Origin of the sequence: Methylobacterium sp. J-072 (genome assembly GCF_022829425.1) — a bacterium.
GTDB lineage: Bacteria > Pseudomonadota > Alphaproteobacteria > Rhizobiales > Beijerinckiaceae > Methylobacterium.
In genome coordinates this window covers 228,556-242,298 of sequence record NZ_JAKSYK010000231.1, presented here as the reverse complement: position 1 = coordinate 242,298, position 13,743 = coordinate 228,556, and the positions used below count along the sequence as shown (strand labels likewise).

The following is a 13,743-nucleotide window of genomic DNA, read 5'->3' as shown; positions in this document are numbered from 1 at the left end:
CAGGGAGGCCAGCATGGGTGCCGACGAGCCTGAGGCCGAACCACTCTCACCGGAGCAATACGCGGCGCTGGCGGAGTTCCGTTATCGGCTGCGGCGCTTCCTGGCCTTCAGCGAGGCCGCCGCGGCCCGGGCGGGCATCCCGCCGCAGCAGCATCAAGCGCTCCTGGCCCTCGCCGGCCATGCGGGTCGCGCTCCGCCGACAGTGGGCTTGCTGGCCGAACAGCTCTTGATCGCGCCGCACAGCGCGGCCGAGCTGGTCGCCCGGATGGTCGAGGCCGGCCTGCTGACCAAGGTCCGGTCGACGGAGGATCGCCGCCGAAGCGAACTCGCGCTCACGCCTCGGGCCGAAGCGCTGCTGCGGACCCTGACTTCGGCGCACCTGGAAGAATTGCGCGGCCTCGCGCCAGCCTTGGCGGGCGCGCTCACGCCTGCGGCGTCTTGACGCGGATCGATGTGGCTGATCTGTTTGTTCCGGGGGTGACGGGATGGCGGATCGAGACGGTTCCGACGCGCGCAGCACCAAGCTTCGTTGCTTCTACGCGTCCCTCGTGGCGAACTCGAACGCGGCTGACCCGCGCATCGAGGCGGCCTTCGCGGCGGTACCGCGGGAGCCCTTCGCGGGCCCCGGTCCCTGGTCGATCCTGGCTTCCAATGGCTGGCGGTCGCGGGACCGCGGGCCGCTCTACGTGACGACCCCGGACGACGATCCGGCCTTCCTTTATCAGGACGTGCTCATCGCCATCGACGCCGCCCGCGGCATCAATATCGGCCAGCCGAGCCTGCACGCCCTCTGCCTCGATGCGCTCGCGCCCCAGCCCGGCGAGACGGCGATCCAGGTCGGCACCGGCAGCGGATATTATACAGCGCTGCTCGCCCATCTGGTCGGGCCGGACGGCCAGGTTCACGGCCGCGAGATCGATCCCGGCCTCGCCGAGCGGACGGCGCGCAACCTCGTCGCCTGGCCCTGGGCGCGGGTCGAGGCGCGCTCCGGCGCGGCGGAGGGGCTGCCGGCGGCCGACGCGATCTACGTCAATGCCGGCGCGCCGCGCCCGGCCCAAGCCTGGCTCGACGCGCTGCGGCCGGAGGGGCGGCTGTTGTTCCCACTCCAGCCGGCCGAGGACCGGGGCGGCATGCTGTTGATCCGCCGGGGCCTGGATGCCAGCGCATGGCCGGCCCGGTTCGTCTCACCCTCGATCTTCATCCCGCTCCAGGGCTTGGCCGAGGACGAGAGCGGCAGCCTGGCCAAGGCTTTCGCGCAGGGGCAGCTTAAGGCGGTGCGCGCGATCCGCTTCGACGGACCGCCCGATGCGAGTTGCTGGTACGATGGCGGCGATTGGTGGCTCTCCACGAAGGAGCCGTGAGGCCTCCCGCATCTACTTGAACGGATAGGCTTGGAAGGCCGGCAGCGCCTCGGCGCGGGCGCAGAGGGCGGCGAGGTTCGGATGCTCGGCTTCCGAGACCGCATCACCCTGGATGCTTCGCGTGAATCGGCAGACCACCGCGGTGGTGATGTCCGGTTGGAGCGGCGCCGGCCCGAATAGCCACGGCTCCTGCGACCCGATCTCCCGCTCCAGCTCCGCATAGGCGGCGACGAGCTGACCCTGGATCCGATCGAGCCAGGGCGCGTGCCATTTCTCCTCGGGGCGCAGGTTGCGCTCGTAGGCGAGCTGCACCGTCTTGTCCGCGGCCGCCAGGGCGAGGCCGAGGATGCGGGAGGCCCGGGCATGCGCGTCGGGCGCTGCGGGCATCAGCCGGGCACGGTCGGGATGCCGTTCGGCCAGGTGCGCCAGGATCAGCGTCGACTCCATCAGCACGATCCCGGCCTCGGTGATCAGGGTCGGCGCCTTGATCACCGGGTTGACGGTGCGGAACGCCTCGATGTCCCGCAGGATCGACAGGGGCTCGTGCGTGAACGGGAGTCCGGCCATCCGCATCGTGATCGCGACGCGACGGACATAGGGCGAATCGAGCATACCGATCAGGCGCATGGCGCATCCTTGCGTGGGCCGCATTCCTCTGTGCGGGCTGGCGGAATGTCTCCCGGCAGCGTGGCCGTTGCCAGTGGCACGATCGGCCATTACCGACGCGATCATGCCAAAGTCGCCCCGCCCCACCGTCGTCATCCTGGCTTATGACGGGCTGTGCACCTTCGAGTATGGCTGCGCGGTCGAGGTCTTTGCCCTGCCTCGGCCGGAATTCGGGGGGCGCTGGTACCGCTGCGCCATCGCGGCGGTCGAACCGGGACCGTTGCGCGGCACCGGCGGGGTGGTGGTCCAGGCCGATGGCGGCCTGAACTTGCTCGACACGGCGGGGACGATCGTCCTCCCGGGTTGGCGAGGCCCCACGGGCGCGATCCCGCCCGCCTTGCTCGCCGCGCTGAGGCGGGCGCACCTCCGGGGCGCGCGCCTCGTCTCGATCTGCGCCGGGGCCTTCGTGCTGGCCGAGGCCGGGCTTCTGGCGGGCCGCCGGGCCACCACCCATTGGCATTTCACCGACCGGCTCGCGGCCTACCCGGACGTCCGGGTTGCGGCCGACGTGCTGTATGTCGACGAGGGTTCGATCCTGACATCGGCCGGGAGCGCGGCCGGGCTCGATCTGTGCCTCCACGTGGTGCGGACGGATTTCGGCGCGCAGGTTGCCAGCCGGGTGGCCCGGCGGATGGTGGTCCACGCCCACCGGGACGGCGGCCAGGCGCAGTTCGTGCAGCGGCCGGTGCCGAAGCGGGCCGGCGCCAAGCTCGGGCTCCTGTTCGATCGCGTCCGCGAAAACCTCGGCGCGGCCTGGACGGTCGAGCGCATGGCGACCGAAGCCGGGCTCAGCCTGCGGAGCCTCCACCGGCACGTCCGGGCCGCCACCGGCCAGGCGCCCGGGACCTGGCTCATCGCCGAGCGGGTGACCGAAGCGCGGACGATGCTCGAAGAGACGACCCGCCCGGTGGACGAGATCGCCCGGCAGGTGGGGTTCGGCTCGGCGCCGACCCTGCGCAGCCATTTCCGCAGCCTCGTCGGCGTGACGCCCACAGCCTATCGGCGCAGCTTCACGACGCGGGCAGCCGGGCCTCTGCGGAAGGCCGCCTGAGGCGACGGTTCAGTGGGCCCTGGCGACGCAGAATTCCACGGCGCCGTTGAGCGCGGCCTTCACCGGTCCGTCCGGGAAGATGTCGAGGGCGGCGCGGGCCTGAGCGCCGTAATGGTGGGCGCGGGCCACGGTCTCCTCCAAGGCGCCGTGGCGCTGAAGCAGGTCGAGGGCGGTGTCGAGGTCGTCCGCACCGATCTCGCCCTGCTGCAGGGTCCGCCGCCAGAAGCCGCGCTCGCCCTCGCTCGCCTTGCGGTACGCCAGCACGATCGGCAGGGTGATCTTGCCCTCGCGAAAATCGTCGCCGACATTCTTGCCGAGGTCGGCCGAGGTGCCGCCGTAATCGAGCACGTCGTCGATCAGCTGGAAGGCGATGCCGAGATTCATCCCGTAGGCGCGGGCGGCTGCCTGCTCGGCCTCAGGCCGGCCGGCCAGCACCGGCCCGACCTCGCAGGCGGCGGCGAACAACTCGGCGGTCTTGCCGCGGATCACCGCCAGATAGGCGGCCTCGTCGGTCTCCAGGTTCTTGGCGTTGGTGAGTTGCATCACCTCGCCCTCGGCGATCACCGTGGCGGCGGCGGACAGGATGTCGAGCGCCCGCAGGGAGCCGACCTCGACCATCATCCGGAAGGCTTGGCCGAGCAGGAAGTCGCCGACCAGGACCGAAGCCTCGTTGCCCCACTTGATCCGGGCGGCGACGCGGCCGCGGCGCATGTCGCTCTCGTCGACCACGTCGTCGTGCAGCAGGGTCGCGGTGTGCATGAACTCGACGCTGGCGGCGAGCTTCACGTCGCCGTCGCCGGCGTATCCGCAGAGCTTGGCGCAGGCCAGCGTCAGGATCGGGCGCAGGCGCTTGCCGCCGCTGGCGATCAGGTGGTTGGCGACCTCCGGGATCATCGCCACGTCGGAGCCGGTGCGCGACAGGATCGTGGTGTTGACCCGCGCCATGCCGTCCGCCACCAGCGCGACGAGGTCGTTCAGCCCCGCCTCGACCTCGGGCTTCGGATTCTCGATGGAGAGGGCCATACCCAAGATCCGCGACCTCCAGTCCGGTTCCCCCGCAGGGAGCGGGCGATCCCTTCGCACGCGCCTCGCGGCGCCGCAACATCGGCGCGGGTGAGATATGGTGCGAACAGAACGTGCAGAGCACGCGACGAATGCGCCGGTGACCCGCCAAATCTTCGAAGAAACCCGATGATCGTCCTGATTTCCGCGAATGATCCGGTGCTGATCGGCTTCGCCCGCTCGGTGCTCGAGGCGGCCGAGATCCCGGTCCTGGTGGCTGACACCCATATGAGCGTGATGGAGGGCTCGATCGGGGCGTTCGGTCAGCGCCTGATGGTGCCGGGGGATTGGGCCCCCCAGGCCCGCCGGTTGCTGACGGATGCCGGGCTCGCCCACGAGTTGCGCGACCCGTGAACACCGATCCAGACGCTTTTCTCGGCGGGATCCTGCGCCTGCACCAGCCGCCCAGGCGAGCGCACCGGGCGGGAACCGACGCGGTGTTGCTCGCCCGGCTGATCGCGCCGGCGCCGGGGGGCCGGTTCTGCGATGTCGGCGCCGGCACCGGCGCGGTGGGCCTGGCCTGCGCAGCGCTTCATCCCGGCACGCGCCCGACCCTGGTGGAGCGCGATCCGGAACTGGCGGAGCTGGCCCGGGCCAACGCCGCCCTCAACGGCATCGACGCGGCGGTGATCGAGGCCGACGTGCTGGCTCCCGCGGCCGGGCGCCGTGCCGCCGGACTGGAGCCGGACAGCTTCGATCTCGTGCTGACCAACCCACCATTCTTCACTGCGGGCAGCCACCGCCCCTCGCCGCATCCCGGCAAGGCGACGGCGCACACGTTTCCCGAGGACGGCCTGGACCTCTGGATCCGCGCCTGCACGGCGATCCTGCGGCCCGGGGGCCGGCTCGGGCTGATCCACCGGGCCGACGCCCTGCCGGCCTGCCTCGACGTCCTCAAGGGCCGGTATGGCGGGATCGCGATCCGCCCGGTCCAGGCCAGGGCGGAGGCCCCGGCGATCCGGGTGCTGATCGCCGCGACAAGGGGCAGCCGCGCGGCACTCAGCCTGCTGCCGCCCCTGGTGCTGCACGGCCCCGACCCGAAAGCCTTGACCCCGGAGGCGGAGGCGCTCCACCGGGGCGCCCCCTGGCCGCCAGCCTGATCAGGCCGCAAGCGCCGCCGGCGCCATGTCGTGAATCCCCAAGAACCGCTCGACGGCGGGCAGGTCCGAAAACCCCAAAAATTCCGGACGGAGCGGCTCGGGCAGGCCATCGAAGTTGAGCCCCGGGAAGGTGTCGGGATGCGGGTAGAGCTGCCACTCGGCGCCCGGCTCCACCGGTGGGAACAGGATCGCGACTTTTTCCGCACCCAGGCGCACGATCCGGGTCGGGCTGTACGACAGGGTCTCGATGGTCCAGCCCCGATGATGGTCCCGGCGGGCCTTCAGGGTCCGGTTGCGCGTCGCGCGATGCATGGCGGTCTCCTGCGGTTGGGGGATGGTGTGGGGGTGGGTCAGGCGGCGCTGCGGCGGCCGGCGCGCTTGGGCCAGCCGAGCGCCACGAGGCGCGCCTTGGCGTAGTCGCGGACCTCGTCCCGGGTGCCGGGCGGCATCGCCGCCAGGATCGCCTGGGTGGCGCCGTCGAGCATCAGGTCGGTGACGGCGTTGATGGTCTCGGCCGCGTCGATCCGGCGCTTGAGGTCGCCCTCGGCCTCGGTGACCTCGTCGAAGGGCTGGGCCTCCTCGAAATCCTCGTCCACCGCCCGGACGGCGGGCAGATGGGCGCGGAACTCGTCGGCCTCCTCCTCGGAGTAGACCAGGCCGTGGAGCTCGATCAGCTTGAGGATGACGCGGTCCTTCCCGCGCTTCTCGGCCATGGCGTAGACGTAGGCCGCCTGCTTGCCCGAGACGCGGTAATTCACGTTGACCAGCGCCTCGCCCATCGACCACTCGATCCGGTCGGCGGCCTGTTTCGCGCCGGCCTTGGCCCCGGGCAGACGCCCGGTGACCAGCAGCACCGCCTCGTCGCGCTCGGCCCGGATGATGGTCGGCGGCTCGAACACGATCCCGGCCTGCGCGGCGATGCGCTCCAGGGTCTTGTGGTAGATCACGGCGGTGCCCTGCACGCGCCAGACGTTGCCCCCGAAGGGCTCCCCGTAGCGCACCAGGATGTCGGCGATCTGCTTGTCGGCGGTTCGCATGCGGGGCTCATTCCGGTGAGAGACGGCTGCGTCATCCACAGCTTTCTACGGCGACGCTCTTTGTTCCTGTTTTGTTTCATCGTATATGCGGGATCGCGGGGTCATGCGCAAGGGTCGGGGCTGGCTGCCCGCGTCGATTGGAGGGGGCTGCGTCAGTGCGCGCGGGGGTGTCACGAGCGCCTGGAGAGGGCTCGGTCGTGGGTCGGATCGGGGATCGGTTTGAGGCGGGGGCGGTGATGACGCGGTTGGTTCGGATTTTTGCTTCACGGGTCAGGACGGCGACGGGTCCGAGCCCGATCACCCCTTCCTCCAACCCAACCCCCTCATCCTGAGGTGGCCGCGTCAGCGCGCCTCGAAGGAGCCCTCCAGCCAGCCGCGCGATTCCTGGAGGTCTCCTTCGAGGCCTCCGCTGCGCTTCGGCACCTCATGATGAGGGCGTGGGGGACAGGGCTGACGGGTTGCTCGCTATTCTCACCGTGGTTGCGAGCACAGCGAAGCAAACTCGGGACTGCACCGGATCCGCTTGAGAATGGCCGCTTGCGACCCTCAAAAAACGATCTGCTTGCCTGCAGCCAATCTCAAGAGCGGACATCGACCCACCCCCGATGAATTAGAAGGTGATAGCTCGCCCATAGAACCGTGATGCGATCCGCGAAGCCAATTCAGGCTTTCCCGTCGTTAGGAAGCGACGAGTCCCTATGGTCGAAACCGGAAATTCCGGGTGTCGTTTCAAATAATCAGCAAGACTGCGGGCCGTTACAGACGGCTGGGATAGTATCCTGGTTTTAAAAGGAAGAAATTTGCGGAAAATCGGCTCTATCAGTGGATAGTGCGTACAACCTAAAATGCACACATCTGGCGATCGACCAGACATGCGATCCTTCAAACTTATAACATATCGTCCAACGGCGCTCTCTATAACGTTATCCGGCGCATCGCTCTCGATCAGCGGAACGAGGCGCGGACATGCCTCTTGCCAGACTTCTATATGTGGAGCCCGTTTGTAAATTTCGCCAGCAAAGGCGCGACTCTCTACAGTATGTTTCGTCGCAAAGACGGCAACCGTCGTATTAGGAGCCTCTACTGACCGAGGCAGCGGCTTCTGATCCGCAGTCCACGGCACCCCCGTCACCTCTTCGACGACAGGGACTATCACACCAAGCACGCGTCGAGTGGGATGCGCAACGGGCAGCCATTCACGCTGGAGCCGCCGCAGGCCCCGTGCAGCAGCTGTGTTGCAAGCAACAACGACGAGTGAACAATTTTCCTGGAACAATCGCTCCAATCCGAAAATCGTCAGTCTATAAATTTCATCGACCGATCTATCTCCGTAGGGTGCGTTTGCATGATCGCCTAGATAAATGAAATTTCTGGCTGGAAATGCATCATCCAAAGCACGGGCCACAGTGAGTCCACCGCTACCGGAGTCAAAAACACCAATGTTCATGATCCAAAATCTCACCTTACTGCTTTACTTATGATGTTTACGTTCGGCTGGTGCAAGCTTGAAGGCAGGCAGCATTCCGAATGGCCGGGTTGGGTCGTGAGCGGGCGCGACGGCGGTGTGTGCTTGTGCCAACTCTCGCCCGGAAGCGGACCGTCGCAAATCCACCCCTCTGGGACGGGATTACGGCCAAGTTGATTGGCTCGCACCGGAGAGCAGCGGGCAATGCCCGGCCTGCGCGTATCCCGGACCGCGCCAGGAGGCGCGTGATCACGAGGTGGGACAACCGGGGCGCCCAAGAAACCCGGTCCCGATCAGATCGGCGGACAGCGCCCACAGCCGCTCAGCCTCTTCAGGATCGACGGCATAGGCTTGGACGCCGACGAACGGCTCACCGGCCGTCTCCGCCCGCACGGCGACATCGCAATCCTCGCAATAGAGGCCGCCCAGCCCGTCGAGCAGCGGTGACGTTGCGGCCCAGACCTGGGTGGCGGCCCCCTGGGCTGGGCTCTTGAAGGTCGGGTCCGCGGGCGCGCCCGTTGCGTCGAGCCAGCCCTCCGCGATCATCTCGGCCTGGGTCAGGTGGCGCTGAAGCGGCGTGAAAATTTTTCCCGGGTGCAACGAGAAGGCGCGGAGGCCCCGGTCCCGGCCGAGCCGGTCGAGATGGACCGCGAACAGGGCGTTGGCGGTCTTCGCTTGGCCGTAGGCGCGCCACTTGTCGTAAGCAGACGTGAAGTGAAGGTCGTCCCAGCGGATCGGCGAGAGGTGGTGCCCGGCCGAGGACACCGCGATCACCCGGGCTCCGGCCCCGAGCAGCGGCAGGAGGTGGTTGGTCAGGGCGAAATGGCCGAGATGGTTGGTGGCGAATTGCGCCTCCCAGCCCGGACCGACCCGCATCTCCGGGCACGCCATGAGGCCCGCATTGTTGATGAGCCAGTCGATCGGCCGGCCGGCGGCCAGGACGTGCGCGGCGAAACGCCGGACGCTGGAGAGATCCGACAGGTCGAGGGTGTCGACCGTCGTCCGGGGAATGTCCTGCGTCGCGATCCGGGCGGCGTCCGGATCGCGGGCGGCGATGAGGATTTCGGCGCCCGCGGCAGCGAGCGCCCGGGTGGTTTCCAAGCCCAGGCCTGAATGGCCTCCGGTGACGATGGCGCGTCGTCCGGTCAGGTCCCGCCCGGCCAGGACCTCGGAGGCGGTGCTGCGGGCGCCGAAGTCCGATCCGAGCGGCTTTTGATGATCGATCATGGTCATGCTCCGCGGCGGCGCAGAGGGGCCGCCGGATCGCCGCCATGATCGACGGAAGGCGGCGGACGCTCCATGCTGCCCCGTCCGCGAATCCTGCGCGGGCGTCCGGTTCGTGCCATGGATCCGCTCTCCGACGTGCTGTCGCTGCTGAGGCCCCGCAGCGCCTTCAGCGCCGGCCTCGATGCCGGCGGCGATTGGGCGATCCGCTTCCCCGCCCATGACGGGATCAAGTTCAACGCGGTGACGCGGGGTGCCTGCTGGGTGGCGGTCGAGGGCGAGGCCGAGCCGATCCGGATCGCGGCCGGCGACTGCTTCCTGCTGACCCGGGGCCGGCCGTTCCGACTCGCCACCGACCTGGCGCTTCCGGCGATCGAGTCCGCCACGATCTACGACCAGGCGGTGGACACTGTCGCGACCTGCAACGGCGGCGGCGATTTTTTCCTGGTCGGCGGACGGTTCTTCTTCGCGGGCGATGCGGCCGGGCTGCTGTTCGATGCGCTGCCGGCGATCGTGCCGATCCGGGATGCCTCGAACCAGGCGGCGATCCTGCGCTGGGCGCTAGACCAGCTGGCCGTCGAGTTGCGCCAGGGCGCGCCCGGCGGCGCCCTGATGGCCGACCATCTCGCGCAGATCATGCTGCTCCAGGTGCTGCGGCTCTGGCTCGTCTCGGAGCGGCCGACCGGCTGGCTCGGGGCTCTCGCCGATCCAAGGCTGGCCCGGGCGCTCACGGCTCTGCACACCGAACCGGCACGGCGCTGGACGCTGGCTGAACTCGCCGCATGCGCCGGCATGTCGCGCACGATATTCGCGGCCCGGTTCAGGGCGGTGGTCGGGCAGACGCCGCTGGCCTATCTCGCCGGCTGGCGGATGCAGCGCGCGGCCGACCGGCTGCGGCGCTCCGACACGAGCGTCGCCGAGATCGCGTATTCGGTCGGCTACGAATCCGAGACCGCGTTCCGCACCGCCTTTCGCAGGCGGATGCTGTGCACGCCGATGCAGTATCGGCGGGGAAGAGACGCATTGTTGCTGCACCGCACCCTGCGCTAAAGCTCGTCCGGAAACGGTGGAGACCGGATTTTCGGACGCGATCACGCGAGACCGAAACCGGACCGCCGGGACGCTGTCCGAGACCGAGCCGCGATGACGCCTTCCCTCTGGACCCGCCTGTCGAACCCGAGCCACTTCATGCGCTGGTCCGGCGCCGTGGTGCCGTGGCTCGCCGTCCTGTCGGTGGGACTCTTCGGCCTGGGGCTGTACCAGACCTTCTTCGTCGTGCCGCCGGACTACCAGCAGGGCGAGACCGTGCGGATCATGTACATCCATGTCCCGGCGGCGTGGCTCGGGGTGTTCTTCTACGGCGCCATGAGCCTGTCGGCGATCGGCACCCTGGTCTGGCGCCATCCCCTGGCCGATGTCGCCCAGCGCGCCGCCGCGCCGATCGGGGCGGCGTTCACCCTGATCTGTCTCGTCACGGGCTCGCTCTGGGGCAAGCCGATGTGGGGGACCTACTGGGTCTGGGACGCGCGCCTGACCTCGATGCTGATCCTGCTGCTGATCTATTGCGGCATCATCGCCCTGTGGCGCACCCTCGAGGAGCCGAACCGCGCCGCCCGGGCCGTGGCGATCCTGACCCTCGTCGGCGCGGTGAACCTTCCGATCATCAAGTTCTCGGTGAACTGGTGGTCGACCCTGCACCAGCCGGCCTCGATCCTGCGCATGGGCGGCTCGTCCATCGACCCGTCGATGCTCTACCCGCTGCTGATCATGATCGGCGCGGCGACGCTCGGCGGGACCACGCTGCACCTCTACGCGATGCGCACCGAGATCATGCGCCGCCGGGTGCGGACGCTGACGATCCGCGAGGCCGAGCGCCTGGACCGCACCCAGCCGCGCCTCACGCCGAAGCCCGCCGGGATGCCGGTCGGGCAGCCGGTCTAGGATTGTTTCAATGGATCTCGGATCTCACGGCGGTTTCATCGTCGCCGCCTACGGCTTCACGGCCCTGGTCATGGCCGGCCTGATCGGCAACGCGATCCGCGACCGGCGGGCGCAGCGGCGCGCCCTCAAGGGTTTTGGGGAGGAGCGGCGGTGAGCGGCGACGACATCATCGACCGGCCGCCCCCGGTCCGCCGCTCACTGCTGCTGGTGGTGCCGGTGCTGGCATTCGCCGCGCTGGCCGCGGTGCTGTTCCTGCGCCTGCGCTCGGGCGCCGACCCGGCGGCGCTGCCCTCCGCGATGATCGGCAAGCCGGTTCCGAGCTTCAGCCTGCCTGCCGTGCCAGGGCTTAAGGTCGGGGACGCCCCGGTACCGGGCCTGTCCAGCGCCGACCTGAAGGGCCAGATCACGGTGATCAACGTGTTCGCCTCGTGGTGCGCCCCCTGCCAGGTCGAGCACCCGATGCTGATGCGGCTCGCTCGGGAGCCCGGCATCCGGCTGGTCGGCATCGACTACAAGGAGCCGAACCCGGCCGCCGGCCAGCGCTTCCTGGCCCGGCACGGGGTGCCGTTCACCGCCGTCGGGGCCGATGCCGACGGGCGCGCGGCGATCGATTTCGGCGTCTACGGCGTGCCCGAGACCTTCGTGGTCGGGCCGGACGGGGTGATCCGCGACAAGCTCGTCGGCATCCTGACGCCGGACAATTACGCGAGCGTGCTCACGCGGATCCGGGCGGCCGGGAAGGTCGCAGCCCGCTGACTCTCATTCGCCCGGCTGCGGCTCCTTGCGTTCGTAGCGGGTCAGCAGCGGCGTCTGCGCCAGGGCGAACACCACGGTGAGCGGCATGATGCCGAACACCTTGAAGTTGACCCAAAAGTCCTCGGTCTGGGTCCGCCACACCACCTCGTTCAGCGCCGCCAGAACGAAGAAAAACAGACCCCAGCGGAAGGTGAGCTTGCGCCAGCCCTCCTCGGTGAGGCTGAACATCGAATCGAGCACCACCGACAGCAGCGAGCGCCCGAACGCGAGGCCGCCGAGCAGCACGGTGCCGAACAGCGCGTTCACGATGGTCGGCTTGACCATGATGAAGGTCTTGTCCTGAAGCGCCAGCGTCAGCCCGCCGAACACCACCACGACCACGCCGGACACGAGCGGCATGATCGGCAGGCGCCGCACCAGGGCGAAGTGAACCGCCAGCGCCACAACGGTCGCCGCGATGAACACGCCGGTCGCCACGAACAGTTTTTGGTCGGGTGCGACGCCGAGTTTTTCCGAATAGGCATTGCCCAGGAAGAAGATGACGAGCGGCCCGAGTTCCAGCGCCAGCTTCACGAGGGGCGGCAGGTGGCGGCGGGGAGGAACGGATTCGATCTGCATGCGCCTCAGTTGGCTCGGATGCGGCACTCGCGCTAGGCTGGAGGCCGGGCTGGCGGTTTCGGGGCTGTGTGGAACGCGGGGCTTACGATGTCCATCACGATCGACAACGCCGAGGTGGAGGCGCTGCTCGCCGACCTCACGGCAACGACCCACCGCGCCGCGCCGGACCTGCTGCTGGAGCTGCTCCGGCGGGAGCGGGAGCGGGTGGAGGACGAGGCAGAGCGCCGCATCGCGGAGGGCCTCGCGGCCGACGAGGCGATGCGCCGTCGTCTCAATGCAAGCCCGTTGGTGGATCCGCGTCCGATCGACGAGATCCTCGCGTACGATGAGCACGGTCTGCCGGCGTGATCGTCGTCGATTCGTCAGCCTTCATCGCGATCCAGCGCCGGGAACCGGAAGCCGAAGGCTTTTCCCGTGCGCTGGCGCTCGCGGACGCCCCCGCGATGGCGGCGGCGACCTATCTTGAATGCGCGATCGTGGCCTCGCGCGTGGTAGACGGGCGCTCGGTGCTCGACGATTGGATCCAAGCGCGGCGCATTTCCGTCGTCCCCGTCGACCACGCCCTCGCGCAGGTCGCCGCCGACGCCTTCGCTCGCTTCGGCAAGGGTCGGCATCCGGCCGGCCTGAACTTCGGTGATTGCTTCGCCTACGCGCTGGCCCGGACGCTGAACGCGCCGCTCCTGTTCAAGGGTGACGACTTCGCCCGGACCGACGTACTCCGCGTTGGGGCCTAATCCTTCTCCAGCCCGGCGATCGCCCGGGCGAAATCCCGGGCCGCGAACGGCTCCAGATCCTCCACGCCCTCGCCGACGCCGATGAAGTGCACCGGCAGGCCGAACTTGGCGGCGAGCGCCACCAGGATGCCGCCGCGCGCCGTGCCGTCGAGCTTGGTCATCACCAGGCCGGAGACCGGCGCCGCCTGGGAGAACAGCTCCACCTGCGAGATCGCGTTCTGGCCGACGGTGGCGTCGAGGACGAGGAGCGTCGCGTGCGGCGCGTCCGGGTCCTGCTTGCGCAGCACGCGCACGATCTTCTCCAGCTCGGCCATCAGCCCGGCCTTGTTCTGGAGCCGGCCGGCGGTGTCGATCAGCAGCACGTCGGTTCCCACGGCCGCCGCCTGCTTGAGCGCGTCGAAGGCGAGGCCGGCCGCGTCCGCCCCCTCGCCGCCGCTCACCACCGGGGTCCCGGTGCGTGCACCCCAGACCTTGAGCTGCTCCACCGCCGCCGCCCGGAACGTGTCGCCGGCCGCCAGCATCACGGTCCGGCCCTCCGCGCGCAGCTTCGAGGCGAGCTTGCCCAGCGTCGTCGTCTTGCCGGCGCCGTTGACGCCGACGGTGAGGATCACGAACGGCTTCTTCGTACTGTCGATGGAAAGCGGCACCGCCACGGGCTCCAGCGCCCGCTCGACTTCCGTCGCCAGGATCGCCCGGACCTCGTCGGGGGAGATGTCCTTTTTTTTTTT

General features: G+C 69.1%; 19 protein-coding genes. 11 read left to right on the top strand and 8 right to left on the bottom strand.

Annotated elements, in window-relative coordinates; genetic code table 11:
- The first annotated feature begins 13 nt into the window (after nt 1–13).
- Both MKK67_RS32265 and MKK67_RS32260 read left to right on the top strand, forming a co-directional pair.
- Entirely contained in the window at nt 14–442 is a 429-nt protein-coding gene (locus MKK67_RS32265; RefSeq protein WP_243973273.1) for a MarR family winged helix-turn-helix transcriptional regulator, read from the top strand.
- A gap of 43 nt (nt 443–485) precedes the next feature.
- Complete coding sequence (locus MKK67_RS32260) at nt 486–1,361, top strand: protein-L-isoaspartate O-methyltransferase family protein (protein ID WP_243973267.1); 876 nt, start codon at nt 486–488, stop codon at nt 1,359–1,361.
- A 12-nt stretch (nt 1,362–1,373) separates the two neighbouring features.
- Here MKK67_RS32260 and MKK67_RS32255 read toward each other — a convergent pair whose 3' ends face one another.
- A complete protein-coding gene (locus MKK67_RS32255) occupies nt 1,374–1,988 on the bottom strand; it encodes a glutathione S-transferase family protein (RefSeq protein WP_243973265.1) in 615 nt (204 codons plus the stop codon).
- A gap of 103 nt (nt 1,989–2,091) precedes the next feature.
- On the opposite strand from MKK67_RS32255, the gene ftrA reads away from it, so the two are divergent.
- A complete protein-coding gene (gene ftrA, locus MKK67_RS32250; protein ID WP_243973263.1) occupies nt 2,092–3,078 on the top strand; it encodes a transcriptional regulator FtrA in 987 nt (328 codons plus the stop codon).
- A 9-nt stretch (nt 3,079–3,087) separates the two neighbouring features.
- On the opposite strand, the gene MKK67_RS32245 is transcribed toward ftrA, so the two are convergent.
- Nucleotides 3,088–4,101: a polyprenyl synthetase family protein gene (locus MKK67_RS32245; RefSeq protein ID WP_243973261.1), complete on the bottom strand. Its 1,014-nt coding sequence runs from the start codon at nt 4,099–4,101 to the stop codon at nt 3,088–3,090.
- Between the two features lie 168 nt (nt 4,102–4,269).
- On the opposite strand from MKK67_RS32245, the gene MKK67_RS32240 reads away from it, so the two are divergent.
- Both MKK67_RS32240 and MKK67_RS32235 read left to right on the top strand, forming a co-directional pair.
- Nucleotides 4,270–4,494 carry a DUF2007 domain-containing protein gene (locus tag MKK67_RS32240; protein WP_147855101.1) on the top strand — a complete coding sequence of 75 codons (225 nt, stop codon included), beginning with the start codon at nt 4,270–4,272 and terminating at the stop codon, nt 4,492–4,494.
- Nucleotides 4,491–5,240 carry a tRNA1(Val) (adenine(37)-N6)-methyltransferase gene (locus MKK67_RS32235; RefSeq protein WP_243973258.1) on the top strand — a complete coding sequence of 250 codons (750 nt, stop codon included), beginning with the start codon at nt 4,491–4,493 and terminating at the stop codon, nt 5,238–5,240. Before MKK67_RS32240 ends, MKK67_RS32235 begins: the two co-directional genes overlap by 4 nt.
- Here the strand turns inward: MKK67_RS32235 and MKK67_RS32230 are convergent, their stop codons facing one another.
- From MKK67_RS32230 to MKK67_RS32215, 4 genes are all read right to left on the bottom strand, one after another.
- Nucleotides 5,241–5,552 carry a hypothetical protein gene (locus tag MKK67_RS32230; protein WP_243973257.1) on the bottom strand — a complete coding sequence of 104 codons (312 nt, stop codon included), beginning with the start codon at nt 5,550–5,552 and terminating at the stop codon, nt 5,241–5,243.
- Nucleotides 5,553–5,590: 38 nt separating this feature from the next.
- The gene (locus tag MKK67_RS32225; RefSeq protein WP_243973256.1) at nt 5,591–6,277 is read right to left on the bottom strand and encodes a trna delta -isopentenylpyrophosphate transferase; all 687 of its coding nucleotides are present in this window, start codon (nt 6,275–6,277) and stop codon (nt 5,591–5,593) included.
- A gap of 610 nt (nt 6,278–6,887) precedes the next feature.
- Nucleotides 6,888–7,724: a glutamate racemase gene (murI, locus tag MKK67_RS32220; RefSeq protein ID WP_243973251.1), complete on the bottom strand. Its 837-nt coding sequence runs from the start codon at nt 7,722–7,724 to the stop codon at nt 6,888–6,890.
- 267 nt (nt 7,725–7,991) lie between these two features.
- On the bottom strand, nt 7,992–8,969 hold the full coding sequence (locus tag MKK67_RS32215) for an SDR family NAD(P)-dependent oxidoreductase (protein ID WP_243973249.1): 978 nt from the start codon (nt 8,967–8,969) through the stop codon (nt 7,992–7,994).
- 117 nt (nt 8,970–9,086) lie between these two features.
- Here MKK67_RS32215 and MKK67_RS32210 point away from each other — a divergent pair, with 117 nt between their 5' ends.
- The 4 genes from MKK67_RS32210 (at nt 9,087) to MKK67_RS32195 (ending at nt 11,663) form a co-directional block, all read left to right on the top strand.
- Nucleotides 9,087–10,016: an AraC family transcriptional regulator gene (locus MKK67_RS32210; protein WP_243973386.1), complete on the top strand. Its 930-nt coding sequence runs from the start codon at nt 9,087–9,089 to the stop codon at nt 10,014–10,016.
- Nucleotides 10,017–10,109: 93 nt separating this feature from the next.
- Complete coding sequence (locus MKK67_RS32205; protein WP_243973247.1) at nt 10,110–10,907, top strand: heme ABC transporter permease; 798 nt, start codon at nt 10,110–10,112, stop codon at nt 10,905–10,907.
- 10 nt (nt 10,908–10,917) lie between these two features.
- Nucleotides 10,918–11,061 (top strand): heme exporter protein CcmD, encoded by a 144-nt coding sequence (ccmD, locus tag MKK67_RS32200; RefSeq protein ID WP_243973245.1) that lies wholly within the window; start codon nt 10,918–10,920, stop codon nt 11,059–11,061.
- Nucleotides 11,058–11,663 (top strand): DsbE family thiol:disulfide interchange protein, encoded by a 606-nt coding sequence (locus MKK67_RS32195; RefSeq protein ID WP_243973242.1) that lies wholly within the window; start codon nt 11,058–11,060, stop codon nt 11,661–11,663. Before ccmD ends, MKK67_RS32195 begins: the two co-directional genes overlap by 4 nt.
- Nucleotides 11,664–11,666: 3 nt before the next feature.
- Here the strand turns inward: MKK67_RS32195 and MKK67_RS32190 are convergent, their stop codons facing one another.
- Nucleotides 11,667–12,281, bottom strand: coding sequence for a septation protein A (locus MKK67_RS32190; protein ID WP_243973240.1), 615 nt, complete (start codon nt 12,279–12,281; stop codon nt 11,667–11,669).
- Between the two features lie 87 nt (nt 12,282–12,368).
- On the opposite strand from MKK67_RS32190, the gene MKK67_RS32185 reads away from it, so the two are divergent.
- A complete protein-coding gene (locus MKK67_RS32185; protein ID WP_243973238.1) occupies nt 12,369–12,629 on the top strand; it encodes a type II toxin-antitoxin system VapB family antitoxin in 261 nt (86 codons plus the stop codon).
- Nucleotides 12,626–13,015 (top strand): type II toxin-antitoxin system VapC family toxin, encoded by a 390-nt coding sequence (locus MKK67_RS32180; protein WP_243973236.1) that lies wholly within the window; start codon nt 12,626–12,628, stop codon nt 13,013–13,015. Before MKK67_RS32185 ends, MKK67_RS32180 begins: the two co-directional genes overlap by 4 nt.
- Here MKK67_RS32180 and ftsY read toward each other — a convergent pair.
- A partial coding sequence (gene ftsY, locus MKK67_RS32175; RefSeq protein ID WP_243973234.1) for a signal recognition particle-docking protein FtsY occupies nt 13,012–13,743 on the bottom strand: 732 nt, incomplete at its 5' end. The two genes, MKK67_RS32180 and ftsY, sit on opposite strands and share 4 nt — an antisense overlap.

Excerpts from the sequence above, each read along its gene's own strand:
- MKK67_RS32265 (WP_243973273.1), top strand. The coding sequence starts at position 14 with ATGGGTGCCGACGAGCCTGAGGCCGAACCACTCTCACCGGAGCAATAC.
- MKK67_RS32260 (WP_243973267.1), top strand. The coding sequence starts at position 486 with ATGGCGGATCGAGACGGTTCCGACGCGCGCAGCACCAAGCTTCGTTGC.
- MKK67_RS32255 (WP_243973265.1), bottom strand. The coding sequence starts at position 1,988 with ATGCGCCTGATCGGTATGCTCGATTCGCCCTATGTCCGTCGCGTCGCG.
- ftrA (WP_243973263.1), top strand. The coding sequence starts at position 2,092 with ATGCCAAAGTCGCCCCGCCCCACCGTCGTCATCCTGGCTTATGACGGG.
- MKK67_RS32245 (WP_243973261.1), bottom strand. The coding sequence starts at position 4,101 with ATGGCCCTCTCCATCGAGAATCCGAAGCCCGAGGTCGAGGCGGGGCTG.
- MKK67_RS32240 (WP_147855101.1), top strand. The coding sequence starts at position 4,270 with ATGATCGTCCTGATTTCCGCGAATGATCCGGTGCTGATCGGCTTCGCC.
- MKK67_RS32230 (WP_243973257.1), bottom strand. The coding sequence starts at position 5,552 with ATGCATCGCGCGACGCGCAACCGGACCCTGAAGGCCCGCCGGGACCAT.
- MKK67_RS32225 (WP_243973256.1), bottom strand. The coding sequence starts at position 6,277 with ATGCGAACCGCCGACAAGCAGATCGCCGACATCCTGGTGCGCTACGGG.
- murI (WP_243973251.1), bottom strand. The coding sequence starts at position 7,724 with ATGAACATTGGTGTTTTTGACTCCGGTAGCGGTGGACTCACTGTGGCC.
- MKK67_RS32215 (WP_243973249.1), bottom strand. The coding sequence starts at position 8,969 with ATGATCGATCATCAAAAGCCGCTCGGATCGGACTTCGGCGCCCGCAGC.
- MKK67_RS32210 (WP_243973386.1), top strand. The coding sequence starts at position 9,087 with ATGGATCCGCTCTCCGACGTGCTGTCGCTGCTGAGGCCCCGCAGCGCC.
- MKK67_RS32205 (WP_243973247.1), top strand. The coding sequence starts at position 10,110 with ATGACGCCTTCCCTCTGGACCCGCCTGTCGAACCCGAGCCACTTCATG.
- ccmD (WP_243973245.1), top strand. The coding sequence starts at position 10,918 with ATGGATCTCGGATCTCACGGCGGTTTCATCGTCGCCGCCTACGGCTTC.
- MKK67_RS32190 (WP_243973240.1), bottom strand. The coding sequence starts at position 12,281 with ATGCAGATCGAATCCGTTCCTCCCCGCCGCCACCTGCCGCCCCTCGTG.
- MKK67_RS32185 (WP_243973238.1), top strand. The coding sequence starts at position 12,369 with ATGTCCATCACGATCGACAACGCCGAGGTGGAGGCGCTGCTCGCCGAC.